13 protein-coding genes and 1 pseudogene are annotated in these 15,581 nt (G+C 34.7%); 6 read left to right on the forward strand and 8 right to left on the reverse strand.

Going from position 1 to position 15,581, the window contains the following annotated elements; translation table 11 throughout:
* Positions 1-17: 17 nt before the first annotated feature.
* Positions 18-347, reverse strand: coding sequence for a lipocalin family protein (locus OO775_RS09020; protein ID WP_264846756.1), 330 nt, complete (start codon positions 345-347; stop codon positions 18-20).
* A gap of 102 nt (positions 348-449) precedes the next feature.
* On the opposite strand from OO775_RS09020, the gene OO775_RS09025 reads away from it, so the two are divergent.
* The 4 genes from OO775_RS09025 (at position 450) to OO775_RS09040 (ending at position 3,817) form a co-directional block, all read left to right on the forward strand.
* The gene (locus OO775_RS09025) at positions 450-632 is read left to right on the forward strand and encodes a hypothetical protein (protein ID WP_264846757.1); all 183 of its coding nucleotides are present in this window, start codon (positions 450-452) and stop codon (positions 630-632) included.
* Positions 633-718: 86 nt separating this feature from the next.
* Entirely contained in the window at positions 719-1,018 is a 300-nt protein-coding gene (locus OO775_RS09030; protein WP_264846758.1) for a hypothetical protein, read from the forward strand.
* 65 nt (positions 1,019-1,083) lie between these two features.
* Positions 1,084-1,359 (forward strand): hypothetical protein, encoded by a 276-nt coding sequence (locus OO775_RS09035; RefSeq protein ID WP_264846759.1) that lies wholly within the window; start codon positions 1,084-1,086, stop codon positions 1,357-1,359.
* Positions 1,360-1,525: 166 nt separating this feature from the next.
* Entirely contained in the window at positions 1,526-3,817 is a 2,292-nt protein-coding gene (locus OO775_RS09040) for a T9SS type A sorting domain-containing protein (protein WP_264846760.1), read from the forward strand.
* A 68-nt stretch (positions 3,818-3,885) separates the two neighbouring features.
* Here the strand turns inward: OO775_RS09040 and OO775_RS09045 are convergent, their stop codons facing one another.
* Positions 3,886-6,558 (reverse strand): DNA gyrase/topoisomerase IV subunit A, encoded by a 2,673-nt coding sequence (locus OO775_RS09045; protein WP_264846761.1) that lies wholly within the window; start codon positions 6,556-6,558, stop codon positions 3,886-3,888.
* Between the two features lie 322 nt (positions 6,559-6,880).
* Here OO775_RS09045 and OO775_RS09050 point away from each other — a divergent pair, with 322 nt between their 5' ends.
* Both OO775_RS09050 and murG read left to right on the forward strand, forming a co-directional pair.
* Positions 6,881-8,140: an FtsW/RodA/SpoVE family cell cycle protein gene (locus OO775_RS09050; protein ID WP_264846762.1), complete on the forward strand. Its 1,260-nt coding sequence runs from the start codon at positions 6,881-6,883 to the stop codon at positions 8,138-8,140.
* A gap of 15 nt (positions 8,141-8,155) precedes the next feature.
* Positions 8,156-9,250, forward strand: a complete 1,095-nt coding sequence (gene murG, locus OO775_RS09055) for an undecaprenyldiphospho-muramoylpentapeptide beta-N-acetylglucosaminyltransferase (RefSeq protein ID WP_264846763.1) — start codon at positions 8,156-8,158, stop codon at positions 9,248-9,250.
* A gap of 20 nt (positions 9,251-9,270) precedes the next feature.
* Here the strand turns inward: murG and OO775_RS09060 are convergent, their stop codons facing one another.
* The 6 genes and pseudogenes from OO775_RS09060 to OO775_RS09080 all read right to left on the reverse strand — a co-directional run bounded on the left by OO775_RS09060 (position 9,271) and on the right by OO775_RS09080 (position 15,526).
* Positions 9,271-11,472 (reverse strand): RelA/SpoT family protein, encoded by a 2,202-nt coding sequence (locus tag OO775_RS09060; RefSeq protein ID WP_264846764.1) that lies wholly within the window; start codon positions 11,470-11,472, stop codon positions 9,271-9,273.
* A 115-nt stretch (positions 11,473-11,587) separates the two neighbouring features.
* The gene (locus OO775_RS14085) at positions 11,588-12,292 is read right to left on the reverse strand and encodes an ATP-binding cassette domain-containing protein (RefSeq protein ID WP_309297248.1); all 705 of its coding nucleotides are present in this window, start codon (positions 12,290-12,292) and stop codon (positions 11,588-11,590) included.
* Entirely contained in the window at positions 12,181-13,728 is a 1,548-nt protein-coding gene (locus OO775_RS09065; protein ID WP_309297247.1) for a peptidase domain-containing ABC transporter, read from the reverse strand. Before OO775_RS09065 ends, OO775_RS14085 begins: the two co-directional genes overlap by 112 nt.
* Before the next feature lies 1 nt (position 13,729).
* Positions 13,730-14,014 (reverse strand): annotated as a pseudogene (locus OO775_RS09070) (beta-barrel domain-containing protein); the annotation flags it as partial.
* A 12-nt stretch (positions 14,015-14,026) separates the two neighbouring features.
* Entirely contained in the window at positions 14,027-14,818 is a 792-nt protein-coding gene (locus OO775_RS09075) for an HlyD family secretion protein (protein WP_264846766.1), read from the reverse strand.
* Positions 14,819-15,355: 537 nt separating this feature from the next.
* Positions 15,356-15,526, reverse strand: coding sequence for a hypothetical protein (locus tag OO775_RS09080; RefSeq protein WP_264846767.1), 171 nt, complete (start codon positions 15,524-15,526; stop codon positions 15,356-15,358).
* Between the last annotated feature and the right edge of the window lie 55 nt (positions 15,527-15,581).

Here is a 15,581-nt window from a genome sequence, read left to right on the forward strand (position 1 = left end):
ACTCTCTGATGTTATTGTTAAGAATCTCCATTAACAACGTAAGAAGCACTTGATTTTTCTCCATTTGCTTCAAAAATTATTTTGTTGTTTGATAATGTATAACCCCCTTTTTGGATTTGTTCTATACACCCCACTCTCTCTTTAAAAGAGTGTACTTCTATTTCTTTTTCAGTAAAAATAATATACGAATATTCTCCACAAACACCTTTGATATCTACTCCTTTTTCTACATTTGATAGTAGTGCCCATTCTCCAATTAGAGGGTTTGTTTTGTTATCTTTGTCTTTGCTACAAGACGTAAATGATACTGCTAAAATAGCGGTTGCTAAAATTAAGATTTTTTTCATGTTAAAATGTTTTTTTATTTTTATGGCGCATAAGATAAAAAATTTTATAAAATAAACAAATGTTTTTAAAAATTTTTTAATTTTGCAGAAAATTTTCATTTTATGAAAAAAATTTTACTCTCCATTGTTGTTGCTACATTCTCTTACTCTCTGCTCGGACAAGAATATTTACCTTGGAAACTCAGTGATGAAGAACGGAAAGAAAATGCTTATATTTTTCATGTAGAAGAAATGAAAACTCATGTTTTTTTGATGATGGAGAATGTTATTCACGTTTTCATATAGAAGCAAAATCTAAAAATATTGAAAAAACTAATCCTTATTCTGAAAATTTATCAAATTATGTTACAAAACATAAGTATGGTTGTTTTTTGGGAGCTTGTATTCATGCTGATTGGTATATAGATAATAAAATTTCTGCGTTCGATTTTCGTTTGAAAAAGAACATAGAGTATGTTAATGCTGTTTATAATCTTGGTGAAGAAAGTGAATGGGGTAATTGTGGTAGTGGATATGAAACAAGAAGGGAATGGACTGTTACGTTATTTCCAAAAGACAAATATCCTTTAAGATTTTGTCAAGAAACTCCTATATATTTTGATTCGGGAGAAAGTCGTGATAAGGGTAAGTGGGCGTTACAAAATTCATCCAATACATTATATAGAATCTAAAACCTCTAATGGAGGTGAAAATACTTTTTTACCCATAGGAGATAAAATAAAAATATCAGCCAAAAATGATTTTCCTGATAGAAGTTGGTATTATTTTCTATACTATAAAATTTGAAAATGGAGTATATAAAGATTGGAAATATATAAATTCTAATATTACAGATGAAGGGAGTAAATTATCAATATCCGTTTCAGTAGAAGAAATTCTCAAAGGAAAGCAGAATGCTTTGGAAATGGCAGGAGAGAAAGTTTATTTTAGAGTTGTATCAAAAGATAACAATGGTAATGCTTGTGCGTCGTCCAATATACTTGATTTAACCGTTTGGTCAATCTGCTCCTAAAATAGTTGATTTTAACTTATCCAACCCTGATTGCCCTAATGGAAAAGGCAAATTAGAAATAAATTTTGATAGAACGTTATTTCCAAATGAATATTTTAGAGTTTCTTTGGTTTATAAAAATCTCACAGGAGTATTCAAATCGTATGATTATAATGAAACCAAAAAAATGTTAGAAAATGATACAAAACTCATTTTTGAAGATATCCCTGTTGGAGAATATGTATTTCAATCTATAGGTGCTATCGAGCAGAAGAAACAAACTAATGACCTATCTATTTTTGATAAATATTTACCAACTTATTCAGATGGAAATAATTACGATAAGATTTTTGAGGTTAAAGACCCTGCTGAACTAACCGCCACCCCAACCATCACAAACAATCTTTGTTATGGAGCAAAAGAAGGTTCTATAAAGGTTACCGTTTCTGGAGGGACACCTTCGTACCGGTATATAAAAGAAGGTACTAACGAAGAAATACACTTTACTGGCAAGTCATTTACTATTAACTCTCTTGCGGCAGGTACTTATAAGTTCCGTATCAAAGACAGCCGAAATTGTCCAGAGCCAGACGGGGTAGAAGTTATTGCTACCATTACTGAGCCTACACCTATTGAGATTGTCAATGAAAATATAGCCGAAGAAGATGCCAATGGCAACGAAAATCCACGAGCGTTCAAAACCAATGTTTCTGGTTTTGGACTGAAAAATGGAAAAATCCGCGCCGAAATAACCGAAGGCACGCCTTTTAGTAATCCTTCTATTCCTTATCAAGTAGTTTTAACTACTGACAAAGGAGTTACTGTTGCTTCGGCTTTGACAGAAATCAGTATCCAAAATCATTTTATTGTTCATTACAACCAATTAGAAAAAGGAAACTATACCCTTACTATTACAGATAGCAATGGCTGTACAGAATCTCGTAATATTTTTATTGATGAACCTGACCCTTTAATCGTTACTCTATCAGAAAAAAAATCCATTTCGTGTAATCCAGCCAATGATGACCCTAATAACGATTCTAAACTCAACAACGATGGTGAGATTTCTGCAACGGTAAGTGGAGGAGTTCCTTTTAAGAACGGTGTATACAAATATGTGTGGTATCGTCTGGAAGGGTCGCAGGTTCAAAGACTATTTGGTGAAGAAAAAACGATAGAAAATCTAACCGAAGGTGTTTATCAAGTAGCTATTGAAGACAAAAAAGGAAATAAAACCACAGGTACCATTACACTAAAATTCCCCGAACGATTATCTCTTACCACAGAAAGCTCGGAAATTCGTTGTTCAGCACCTACCTCAGGAACAGCCAAAGCACACCCCAAAGGAGGTACTCCACCCTATACCTACCAGTGGAGCGATGGGCAAACCTCACAAACGGCCACAGGACTTTCCGTAGGGAAATATTTTGTTGTGGTAAGTGATAGCAAAGGTTGTTCCGTGCAAGCGCAAGTAGTGCTTTCGTACCCGGATGCTGCCAAAATTGATAACGAACAAGTTACACAACTTACTTGCTATGGCGACCAAAATGGAAGCGTCTCTGTAACAACATCGGGAGGAAAAGGTCGTGTTTCTCATACTTGGTACGATGCTTCGGGTAATATAATTACTCAAGGCGTTTCTCAAAACGGAAAAACCATCAAAAATCTCTCAGCAGGTACTTACAAAATCGTACTTCGCGACGAGGGAGATTGTCCTGCTATTGAAAAAACATTTGAAATTGTACAACCTCAAAAACTGCAATTATCAATTGAGCGAGAAATTACTCTTTGCCAAGGCGATAGTTACACCTTCGATTTAGAAGGACAAATACCCAATGCTACCTATCGCTGGACAGACAATGCGGGTGATTATTATGTAGAGGCAACCAATTTGGCAGGATGTAAAACTGCCGAAAAAATTGTTGTAAAACAAAGCTCACAAGTATTGGATATTGATTTTCTAGTAGCTACTACTTCATATTATGATTATACGCTCAAACTTATCAATCTTTCTAAAAAAACAGACGCTCTACAATGGCAATTCCCTGATAATGTGATAATTGTTCAGCAAGATGATCAGCAAGCCGAAGTACGTTTTTCAAAAGAAGGTACTTATAAAGTAGGACTCAAAGGTTCTTTGGGTGATTGTAATAAAGTGATTTACAAAACGTTATTTGTTGAAAAAGATCGTATCGGAATACAAAAAGAACCTGTTGCTCAGAAGAATATCGAATCGTTTTTGATTGTTCCCAATCCCAATTCAGGTTCGTACCAATTACACATTAAGTTAAGTAAAGCTACTGCTATACGAGTGCGATTGATTGATATGCTTGGTCGAGAACTTTTTGCTCCAGAAGATTTTCCCGCACAATCTGAGTTTATCTTGCCTTTCAACAAATCCAATCTGTCTGCTGGGCAATACATTATCTTGTTAGAAGCAGGCAATGATGTACTCTCACAAAAAATGATTGTTAAATAATTGATTACAAGTAATTTATAAAAACTCTCATTCTATTATTTTTAGAATGAGAGTTTTTATACACAATACTAAAAATCTAAACTTGTTTGTATATCTTGCGAGGTTTCAGTTTCATTATTTTCTTCTTCCTGAATTATTCCTTCTACAATTTCTTCTGAAAATTCCTCTTCTTGCTCTTGATATACAAGCGGTTCTAAGGAGATAATTTCTTTAATTTTGTCCGTAGTCAATTGATTTCCAAGAGCTTTTATTCCTTTTATTGAGATAAATTCTTCCAAATTGACTGATAAGTTTGTTGCCAAAGGTGCTTTATTTGTTTTTGCAAAAACAACTTCTGCCATTGGTCGCCATTCTGTCGAGACGAAAAGCAACTGTGATTTGGCATTTTCACCTATAACATTTTCCTCTCGATTGGGGTTTTCAACCAAAAATCGTTTTACGAATGTTCGGTCTTTTTCTCCTTCGTAATAAATAACAGAAATGGGTTTTTCGGGAATCCATTTTTCGATAATGAGCAAATTGGGGTCAAAATGCAATGACATATCAGGAACAACCGTTTTTATATTTCCTTCTTTGGAAATGAGCAAAATGCGGTCTTCTCCCTTGAACGCTCCGAGCAAATTGCCTCGTTGGTCGGTATTGAGTCGATGCACAATAGGGTCAAACCATATCTTACGAGGTTTTAAAGTTGAAACGCCTTTTTCTTTCAAATCAATTCGCTTAACAGGGTATTTACTAACAATATTTCCTCGAGAAGAACGTCCTTTGATGAGAATATCGGCAAAATTGATATCCCATTTGAGCTTTTTGATATTACCCATTTGACGCAAATTCACGGTAATAATTTCAGCCTCTCCATTGGGGTTAGCAGAGAAATAAAGCACTGATGATTTTTGTTTCTCACGCTTACTTGCTGAAAAAAGTTTGCCTTTGTCATCTTCTTTTTGCTCTTGAATTGGTTCAACAACCTCGTACTCTTTGTCACGAATAATTCCCGTTACGGTAAAGCGTTTTATATATGCAAAATTGTCATTTCCGTTTTTATATACCATATTATAAACGGTACGTTTGTCATTCTTTTTGAAAACTCCTACGTGAAGAATATCTTTACCCACGTATGTTTTTTCAGAAACTTTGGTAATTATCATTTTTCCTTCGCTGGTAAAGACAATTACGTCGTCAATATCGCTACAATCGGCTACAAATTCGTCTTTTCTGAGTGATGTACCTACAAAACCTTCTTGTCGATTAACATACAATTTCAAGTTGCGCATAACCACTTTGGTTGCTTCAATATCATCAAATGGACGAATTTCAGTTTTGCGTTCGCGCCCTTTTCCATAAGTGTCTTTCAGACGTTTAAAATAGTCAATCGCATACGGAATTAAAGCTGCTAAGTGTGCTTTAATTTCGGCTATTTTTTCTTCAATTTTGGCAATATTTTCATCTGCTTTATACGAATCAAAACGTGTGATGCGAATCATCGGAATTTGTGTAAGACGTTGCAAATCATCATCGTTTATTTCTCGTACAAAACTGGCTTTGAAAGACTCAAAACGATTGTACAAATATTGATACAATGTTTCTCTATCCGAATATAACTTAAAGTCAATATACATTTCTTCTCGGATAAAAATCTTTTCTAATGATGCAAAATGCCATTTTTCTTGCTCTTCTGCCAGTTGTATTTCGAGTTCTTTTTTGAGCAAAGCGAGTGTTCGCTCAGTACTACGACGCAATATTTCAGACACCCCGATAAACAATGGGCGGTTGTTTTCAATCACGCAACAAAGCGGTGAGATAGACGTTTCACAATCAGTAAAAGCATACAAAGCATCAATGGTTTTATCAGGAGAAATTCCCGGAGGAAGATGTACCAGAATTTCAACATTTTCCGAAGTATTATCATCTACCTTTTTAATTTTTATTTTGCCTTTTTCATTGGCTTTCAAAATAGAATCAATCAATGAAGAAGTGGTTGTGCTAAAAGGTATCTCACTGATTTTCAGAGTTTGTTTGTCCTCTTGCGAAATTTTGGCACGTACGCGAATGCGCCCTCCTCTTTCCCCATCATTATAATTAGAAACATCAATAATCCCAGCAGTTGGAAAGTCTGGATACAATTCAAAATTTTGTCCTTTGAGGTGTTTTATCGATGCATCAATAAGTTCATTAAAATTATGAGGCAAAATTTTGGTAGAAAGCCCCACGGCAATACCTTCGGCACCTTGTACCAAAAGCAAAGGAAACTTGACAGGTAGGTGTATCGGTTCGTCATTACGTCCATCGTAACTTTTTTGCCATTGAGTAACTTTCGGGCTATAAACTACATCAAGGGCAAACTTAGACAAGCGGGCTTCGATATAACGAGGCGCAGCAGCAGCATCGCCTGTTAAGATATTTCCCCAGTTTCCCTGCGTATCAATCAGAAGTTCTTTTTGCCCAATTTGTACCATCGCATCACCAATACTGGCATCACCATGAGGGTGATACTTCATAGTATGCCCTACGACATTGGCAACTTTGTTATAACGTCCATCTTCTAACTCTTTGAGAGAGTGCATAATACGACGCTGTACGGGTTTGAATCCGTCTTCAAGAGCAGGAACAGCACGCTCCAAAATCACATACGAAGCATAGTCCAAAAACCAGTTTTCATACATTCCTGTAATCTTGGTAATAGAGACTTCTTGTGGGTGATTTTCTTCTGTATGTGGTGTTATTTCTTCTTGTTCGTCCATAAATCAATGGTGATTAAAAGTGTCGCAAGTTACAAAAAAATAATGAATTGATGTGTATGTTTGTAATCAAAACTTTATATATAAAAGGCTACTTTTTGTCAATTTTATTTTCAGAAAAACATTTACCTTGTTTTTGAAATAAAAATGTCACTTCTTAGAATATCTTTATAAAAAATATATGAATTCATTTAACTTTTCTTTTGACGATGAAAAAATGATAAAACTCCTACTTATATTATTCTTTTTTACATCGAAATAATTTAAAAATATCTCATTTTTAAATATAAAATAGTATTTTTGCAACGGATTGAAAATATTCAAAATGCAATTTATTTCAAAATATTTAAAAGGAGATTTGGCACTATGGGGAATTATTTTTCTCTTTGCTTTTATTTCTTTTTTGCCTGTATATAGTGCCAGTAGTAACTTAACATATGTAGTGGGCAAAGGTACACCTTCGGAGTATTTGGCTCGACATTTTATCCTTATTTTGTGCGGATTAGCTATTATTTTTGTAGTACATCGTTTTCCATATCGTTTTTTTCGCCCCATATCGCGTATTGGAATAATGATTTCAATAATCTTACTCTTTGTTGCCCTAATGAAAGGAACCACTATTGAAGGAGCCAATGCCAGCCGTTGGTTATATATTTTCGGTATTTCCTTTCAGCCTTCGGCATTGGCACTTATTTTTTTGATGATGTACGTTGCTTCATACTTAGCAGATAATTACAACAATCAAATTACATTCCAAGGGAGTTTTTACGCACTTTGGCTTCCAACTTTTATTATAGTAGGACTAGTTGTAATTGCCAATCTTTCTACAGGTGTAATAATATTTTCTATGGTTCTTACCCTTGTTATTATTGGCAAATATCCTATCAAATATTTATTTAATATTGGTATGATTGGAGCGCTACTAATGACTTTGTTTGTACTAACAGCCAAAGCCTTTCCTGATGCTTTTCCCAATCGGGTAGATACTTGGATAAGTCGTATAGAAAATTTCATTTCGGACAATCCAGATGATAAAGATACTTATCAAATTGACCACTCCAAAATGGCTATTGCCTCGGGCGGACTTACTGGCGTAGGTGCTGGGAAAAGCGTAATGAAGCATTTCCTTCCGCAAAGTTCATCAGATTTTATTTTTGCAATTATCATAGAAGAATTTGGAATTGTCATTGGAGGAATTGGTCTTATTCTCCTCTATTGTATGATGCTCTTACGTATCATTGTTATCTCTCACAAAGCCTCTACAATTTTTGGTAAATTATTAGTCTTAGGAGCAGGTCTTCCTGTTGTTTTTCAAGCATTTGTCAATATGGGGGTTTCAGTAGGATTACTTCCTGTTACTGGACAAACACTTCCTTTTATAACTAGTGGAGGAACATCTATTTGGATGACGTGCTTATCAATGGGTATTATTCTTTCGGTAAGTGCACGAGAACAATCCAAGACAAAAAATACTAATACTCATATTAAAAGAAAACAACCAACTCATACAGACCAAGGTGAAGATATTTCTTCGGAAAATAATCTTGCAAGAGAAACTATAGAAGAAATCGCATTACAAGATTAAATAATACTTTTATTTATGAAAAAATTTATCATTTCAGGAGGAGGAACAGGAGGGCATATTTACCCAGCCATAGCCATTGCTGACGAACTTAAACGGCGCTATCCCGAAGCCCAGTTCCTTTTCGTAGGAGCAAAAGGACGTATGGAAATGCAAAAAGTTCCCGAAGCGGGCTACGCCATTGAAGGTTTATGGATTTCAGGATTACAACGAAAACTTACGTGGGATAACCTTTTCTTTCCTCTGAAACTTGTAAGCAGTTTATGGAAAGCTTGGCAAATTATCAAAAAATTTCGCCCCGATGTGGTTATCGGTACAGGCGGATACGCTTCTGCTCCAATGCTCAAAATGGCTCAATGGACAGGAATTCCATACTTTATTCAAGAACAAAATTCGTTGGCAGGAGTTACTAACAAATGGATTGCTAAGGGAGCTGAAAAAATTTTCGTTGCTTATCAAGGAATGGAACGTTTTTTTCCAAAAGAAAAAATCTTCTTAACAGGAAATCCCGTTCGGCAAGATTTACTTCAAATAGAAGCAAAAAGAGAACAAGCATTTGCTCATTTTTCCTTGCAAAAAGAAAAACCTACACTACTTGTCTTGGGAGGAAGTTTAGGAGCAAGAGCTATCAATCAACTTATTGAAAATCAGTTAGATTTATTTGAAAAATCAGGTATACAAGTACTTTGGCAATGTGGGAAAATGTACTACGAAATATACAAAAAATACGATAACCAAAATGTACGTGTGCTTCCTTTTGTCAGAAAAATAGACCAAGCCTATGCCCTTTCTGATGTTATCATTTCGCGAGCAGGAGCAAGTTCTGTAAGTGAGTTGTGTATTGTTGGCAAACCCGTTATTTTTATCCCTTCGCCCAATGTAGCTGAAGACCATCAAACCAAAAATGCCCAAGCTATCGCTCAACATAATGCTGCTATTCTAATAAAAGAAAATGAACTTACAGCACGCTTTGTTTCAGAATTTTCCGAACTAATTTTTTCACTTCAAAAACAGAAATCATTGTCTGAAGAAATTAAAAAACTAGCACTACCCAATGCTACACAAACTATTGTTAATGAAATAGTTATGAGTATTGAAAATACTAAATTATAATTTAAGTTTGTACTGAAAATTTAGATACGAAATACTTTATCAACACCTGTTAGTTCCGAAAGTCCATCAATTAGGGAATTAAGAGCTACATTATTATTAACCGATACGGTAATTTCTCCTTGAAAAACACCTCCCGAAGTGTTAAAATGTATATCTGTAATAGTAATATTGTGGTGCGAATGAATGTAGTTGGTAATATCTCCAACTAATCCTTTTCGGTCGATGCCTGTCAGCTTTACAGAAACTTCATATTCGCGTTCACTTGATTTTATCCATCGAGCGGGTAGAATACGATATGCATAGTTTGAATGCATCGAAAGTGCATTGGGACAATTTTTCTTATGTACTTTTATTCCTTCATTGATAGTTATAAATCCGAAAATACTATCACCTGGTATCGGATTACAACACTTGGCAAAACTATAATCAAGAGTTTCTCCATCTTTCCCAAAAACAATTAAATCGTAATCTTTTTTGTCTTTCGCTTTATCTTTTACTTCTTGTCCTGCTGATTTTTTTCGGAAGAAATTAAAACTGAAAATAGACGTATTGCGACTCGAAGCGAAGTCTTTAAGCATCTGATTGTTAATATCATTGGTTGCTACTTGATAGAATATATCCAAACTTGTTTTCACTTTGAAATACGTAACTAACTCATTAACAACATCTTCTGTAAGAACAATTTTAAGTTGTTTGAGCTTGCGCCGAAGTATTTCCTTGCCTTCTTCGGCAACTTCTTTTTTGGTTTCGCGTAGTGCCGATTTGATTTTTGACAATGCACGAGCCGTTGTTGCATAATCAAGCCAACTTTGACTGGGAGCTGCATTTTCAGCAGTAATAATCTCAACTTGGTCTCCACTTTTGAGCTTGTAATTCAGCGGAACAAGTTTATTATTAACCTTTGCTCCTCGTGTGTGCATGCCTACTTCAGAGTGAATACTGAAAGCAAAATCTAAGGGAGTAGCTCCTTTGGGAAGCGATTTTAATTCTCCATTGGGAGTAAAAACAAAAATTTCTTTCGCGTAGAGATTTAATTTAAAATCTTCAACAAAATCAACTGCATTGCCTTCACTATTTTCAAGAACTTCTTGCAAGCGATTCAGCCACGCATCTATTCCTTGTTCTTTCTGCTCTCCATGCTTGTATTTGAAGTGTGCAGCGTATCCTTTTTCAGCTATTTCGTGCATTCGTTTACTGCGTATTTGAACTTCGACCCAGTGACTTTTGGGTCCCATAACGGTAATATGTAGGGCTTCATATCCCGTAGATTTAGGTGCTGAAATCCAATCGCGCAAACGAGTAGGATTTGGTTGAAAATGGTCTGTTACGATAGAATATATTTTCCAAGCCAAAAATTTTTCGTTATGAGCATCACTTTTATAAACAATACGGATTGCAAACTTATCATACACTTCTTCATACGAAATATCCTTGGCTTTCATTTTCTTATAGATAGAAAATATTGATTTGGGGCGTCCTTTTATGTAACAATCAATCCCCTCTTTGTCAAGTGCTTGCTTGATAATTTGTGAAAATTCTTCAATATATGTATTTTGTTCTTCTTTTGAATTTTCAATTTTGCTAAGAATGGAAAAATAACGCTTGGGCTTGGTGTATTTTAGTCCCAAATCTTCCAGCTCGGTTTTGATATTATACAACCCGATACGATGAGCCAATGGAGCATAAATATACAAGGTTTCAGAGGCAATTTTCTCTTGTTTGTACATTGGCATTGACTCCATCGTTTGCATATTGTGCAAGCGGTCTGCTATTTTGATAAGAATAACACGTACATCATCATTGAGCGTTAGAAGCATTTTTCGGAAGTTTTCTGCCTGAACCGAAACATCTGTATCTCGACTCAGATGAGATATTTTGGTCAGACCTTGTACAATTTTGGCAACAGTTTCTCCAAAAAGATTTCGTATGTCTTCAATGGTGTATTCGGTATCTTCAACCACATCGTGGAGCAAAGCTGATGCAATAGAAATGGCATCTAATCCTATTTTAGAGGCTACTATTTTGGCGACAGCTATAGGGTGATATATGTAAGGTTCGCCACTTTTACGTCGTTGAAACTTGTGAGCATCAACTGCCATGTCAAATGCTTTACGAATGAGCTTTTTGTCATCATCAGATAGCGTTTGGTAGCTAATTCTTAGGAGTTCTTTATATTCTTGGGTAATAATTTTACTTTCCTCTGCCGAATATGCATTTTCCATAATTTGCTAAAAATTAGAGTGTTTTGTACGATGCCCTAAAATTATAAATTTTTTTTCAATCTTTGGCAAAAACAAAAAAAAAATATTTTGAAATATGACTAAATATTTTTTAGACTTAAATCAAACTCTGCTTATTCCATAGCGTGTAATAAAGATTTTGCTTGTGCAAAAGTTCGTGATGCGAACCTTGTTCAACAACTTGTCCATTGTGCATTACTAGAATAGTATCTGCGTGAGCAATAGTGCTTAGTCTGTGAGCAATGACAATCATTGTTTTGCCTTGACTTTTGAAATCTTGAAGTGTTTGTTGTATAACTTGTTCCGATTCCGTATCCAGAGAAGAAGTAGCTTCATCCAAAATCAAAATTTCAGGATTTTTGTACAAAGCACGTGCAATGGCTATTCGCTGTTTTTGTCCGCCAGAGAGTTGTGAGCCATTTTCGCCCAAATAGGTTTGAAAGCCGTTAGGTAGTTTTTCTACAAAATCAAGAATTCCTAAATTTTTTGTTATATCAATAATGCGCTGCAAATTTGGAAAATCATCACCCATAGCAATATTTTCAATTACATTTCCTGAAAATAAATCAATCTGTTGGGGAACAACCGAAACAAATGAGCGTAACGAATAGTTTGAAATTTGTGAAACATCATAATTTCCTATAGTGATTTTACCACTTTTGAGCGGATACGAATTCTGTAACAAACAGGCTAAGGTAGTTTTGCCCGAGCCACTCTCTCCAACAATTGCCGTTGTTTTTCCTTTTTCGATAACACAAGTAAAATTTTGAAAAACATCTGTGGAGTGCCGTAGCTGAAAAATATATTTTTAAAATGTATATCTCCGATATCCTGCGCCGATAGCTCTATTTTTTCAGTAATTTCTTCACGCTCTAAATCCATAATTTCAAATAGACGGTCGGCTGCAATAAGGGCATTTTGAATGGTTTTATTCATTGTGATAAGCTGAGAAACTGGACTTGTAAAATACCCAATCAGTGCGTAAAACGATAATAATTCGTCGGGTGTGATTTCCCTTTCTATCACATAAAAAGACCCCACCCAGAGCAAAATAATAGTAAAAAGACGCGATAAAAATTCGGAAGAATTGCTCGAAAATAATGAATTGAGAACCGATTTGTAAATGGTTTTGAGCAAGATAGAAAAACGATTATCGGTTTTGTTGTTAGCAAAAGTTTCTGTTCCGAATTGTTTTATTGTTTTTACAGCGTTTAACGACTCTACCAAGTGTGATTCCAGTTCGGCGCTCTCTTCCATCATTTTTCGTTCTACCTTTTTGTTTAATCGATTGGTTAGCCAATAAACCAACGCATAAAACGAAATGACTAATGCGATGATTAAAGCCAGCTTCCAATAATAAGTAAACATTAGTGCAAAGGAAAAAATAACAATAAATATATTAACAAAAATCTGTATGGAAACATCATTGATAAAAACCCGTATTTTCACGGCGTCATTCACTCGTGAGATAATTTCTCCGACTTTCATCGTATCAAAAAAACGCTGGGGAAGTTTTAATAGGTGTTTGTAATATCCCAAAATTAAATATTTGTCAATTTTTTGCCCCGTTTGTAAGACTAAAATGCTCTTTATCACCGAAATAAATACCTGAACTAAAAGAATTAAAACCATAGCAACGAAAAGTAAATTAAGCAAACGAACATTTCCGTCAATAAGTACATAATCGGTTATTTTTTCAATGTATATAGAGGTTGAAAGCCCTAAAATTGTGTAAATCAAAGCTCCTATAAGAGCCTGTAAAAAAATGCTTTTGTGAGGTTTTACCAGATGCCAAAAACGAGTGTAAAGGCTTGTGCTTTCGTCTTTTTGTTCAAAATATTGGTTGGGTTCTAACAAGATGAGAATTCCTGTCCAAATTTTTGAAAAATCGTCAATAGAATGCTCTTCGGTTTTGCCAAAAGCAGGGTCCATTATGGTAATTTTCTGTTTGGAAACCTTGTAAATCACCACATAGTGTTGTAGCTGATTGGGTAATATAATGTGAGCTATGGCAGGTAGCGGAATTTCAGTAAGTGCGTCCAAGTTTCCTTTTACACCTTTGGCATTAAAGCCCATTTTTTCAAGACCTTCTACTAAGCCCAGAGCGTTTGTCCCTCGCTTGTCAGTATGGCATAATTGTCTAATTTTTGCAATAGGCATTTTCAGCCCATAATGTCCCGCCACCGAAGCCAAACAAGCGGCTCCACAATCGCAAATATCGTGTTGTTTGACATTCATTTTAACTATCCATTAGTTTCGGGTTAAACCAATTGTCGGCTCTGTCAAAAAGAAGCTGCCAAAGTGTTCTATCTTGCAGGTAAAAACGAGCTGTCAAAGTCATTCCTTTGCTGATTTGCCCTTGATAACCATTGCGCAGTGTCAGAAAATTTTCTTGTATCGTACAACGAACACGAAAAAAAGACTCTCCTGTTTGCTGATTTACACTGATATTTTGGTCAATATCTGTAACGATGCCTTGTGCCAAGCCCCATTGATTGTAGTTGTATGTATCTATCTGAAAATTAACCTTTTGACCTTAATTGATAAAACCTATATCTTTGGGTGATACTAAGCACTCGGTGATGAGATGCTCTTCGGGAGAAATTTCACCTATTTGTTGTCCTTGTTGTAAGAAATTGCCAGTTTGAAGCCCCGAAAAATTAACTAACCGACCCGAAATGGGGGCTACTATGAAATAGTTTTTTTCTTCTTGTAAGAGTTTTTCTTTATCAGAATACAAATTTTTGACAAGGCGTTCTATCTCTCTTTTTTGAGTTTGCCAAGTGGCTAACTGTTGCTCACGAAGGCTAAATAACTGGCGTTGAAGTTCTTGATGTACATAGAAATTTTTTTCGTATTGGGCGTGAGAAATAATATCTTTCTGATAGAGTTCGTCTGCTCGTTCAAGTTCTTTTTCTGCCAAGGTAAGTTGTGCCTGTATTTGGGCTTTTTTTTCCTCGAAAGAGGTAGCCTCTTTCTGATATTGCCCTGTTTTGAGATTGGTAAAATTGTTTTTGACCAACTGAGTAAGGTCTGCCAGTTGCAGTTGATAGTCCGTTGATTGTGATTGTAGAAGTTCTTTTTGTGTTTCCAAAACTTCGGTAGTAATAACCAAAAGCGTATCTCCTTTGGTTATTATTTGATTGTTTTTGACAAGCGAAATAGCCTTTATCCTACCACTTATAAGCGAAGTAATAGCCGTATTTTCGAGCTCTGACCTTACTTGCCCACGTGCCGAAACCGAAATAGGAATTTTTATTAGCGGTAAGGCAATAAAAACAGCTATTACACAAGTTAGTACGGTTTTGTAAATGATATTGTTAGGCATAAGAAAAGTAAGAGGTTAGCTATGTAGCCTCTTTTTAATTTAATAGATTGAGATTTTTGTATGGATAAACTAAAAGATAACTAATTGTATCTCTTGGAAAAACAATTATATTACTTATTATTTTATTATCTTTTTTAAAAAAGCGGTTTCTGCGGTAGAAACCGCTTTGATAAAGAGTTGTAAATTTTGCACAAAGAACTATCAATATAAAACTTTTGAATACAAGTTCCATAAAGTTTTATCTACAATAATCTTCTTTGCTTTCTCTATTCTTAGAATATTAGGTTAGAAAAATTTCTTTTAATAACGTATTATAAAGTATCATAAAAACGAATAGAACTGCAAGTACGATATATAGAACTTTTCTTAAATCTTTATCCTTTTCAAGAATAGTTATAAAAGTAAAGATAAGACTATCGGCACAATGTGTTAATATTAAGCTCATATTTTTTTCCTTTTCATATAACAAAACTAAATTTTTGTTATAAATTTAGTATATAATTGCAAGAGTCAAAGCACAAACTCTAAAAAACACTTTTAACTTATCGCCATTACTTTACCAATAGCATATCCTATCTGATACAAGGCAATACTTACAGAAATACCACCTAAAAGCAATGTTTTAACATCTATTTTTTTATTATTTTTTACAAAACTTGTATAGGTAGCCATTATTGCAAATACCCAAAATAAAATAAACATAGTCATAGTTATTGTTTTATCTATTATCGTTATTCGTTATTTTGTATATCCGTAATTAAAA

Source organism: Capnocytophaga catalasegens (genome assembly GCF_026005215.1).
In the GTDB taxonomy this organism is placed as follows: Bacteria; Bacteroidota; Bacteroidia; order Flavobacteriales; family Flavobacteriaceae; genus Capnocytophaga; species Capnocytophaga catalasegens.

What these genes read in the sequence shown, in the direction of transcription:
- OO775_RS09075 (WP_264846766.1), bottom strand. Translation starts at nt 14,818, where the DNA reads ATGCCTAACAATATCATTTACAAAACCGTACTAACTTGTGTAATAGCT.
- murG (WP_264846763.1), top strand. Translation starts at nt 8,156, where the DNA reads ATGAAAAAATTTATCATTTCAGGAGGAGGAACAGGAGGGCATATTTAC.
- OO775_RS09025 (WP_264846757.1), top strand. Translation starts at nt 450, where the DNA reads ATGAAAAAAATTTTACTCTCCATTGTTGTTGCTACATTCTCTTACTCT.
- OO775_RS09045 (WP_264846761.1), bottom strand. Translation starts at nt 6,558, where the DNA reads ATGGACGAACAAGAAGAAATAACACCACATACAGAAGAAAATCACCCA.
- OO775_RS09035 (WP_264846759.1), top strand. Translation starts at nt 1,084, where the DNA reads ATGATTTTCCTGATAGAAGTTGGTATTATTTTCTATACTATAAAATTT.
- OO775_RS09050 (WP_264846762.1), top strand. Translation starts at nt 6,881, where the DNA reads ATGCAATTTATTTCAAAATATTTAAAAGGAGATTTGGCACTATGGGGA.
- OO775_RS09020 (WP_264846756.1), bottom strand. Translation starts at nt 347, where the DNA reads ATGAAAAAAATCTTAATTTTAGCAACCGCTATTTTAGCAGTATCATTT.
- OO775_RS09080 (WP_264846767.1), bottom strand. Translation starts at nt 15,526, where the DNA reads ATGACTATGTTTATTTTATTTTGGGTATTTGCAATAATGGCTACCTAT.
- OO775_RS09040 (WP_264846760.1), top strand. Translation starts at nt 1,526, where the DNA reads ATGTTAGAAAATGATACAAAACTCATTTTTGAAGATATCCCTGTTGGA.
- OO775_RS09065 (WP_309297247.1), bottom strand. Translation starts at nt 13,728, where the DNA reads ATGAATGTCAAACAACACGATATTTGCGATTGTGGAGCCGCTTGTTTG.
- OO775_RS09060 (WP_264846764.1), bottom strand. Translation starts at nt 11,472, where the DNA reads ATGGAAAATGCATATTCGGCAGAGGAAAGTAAAATTATTACCCAAGAA.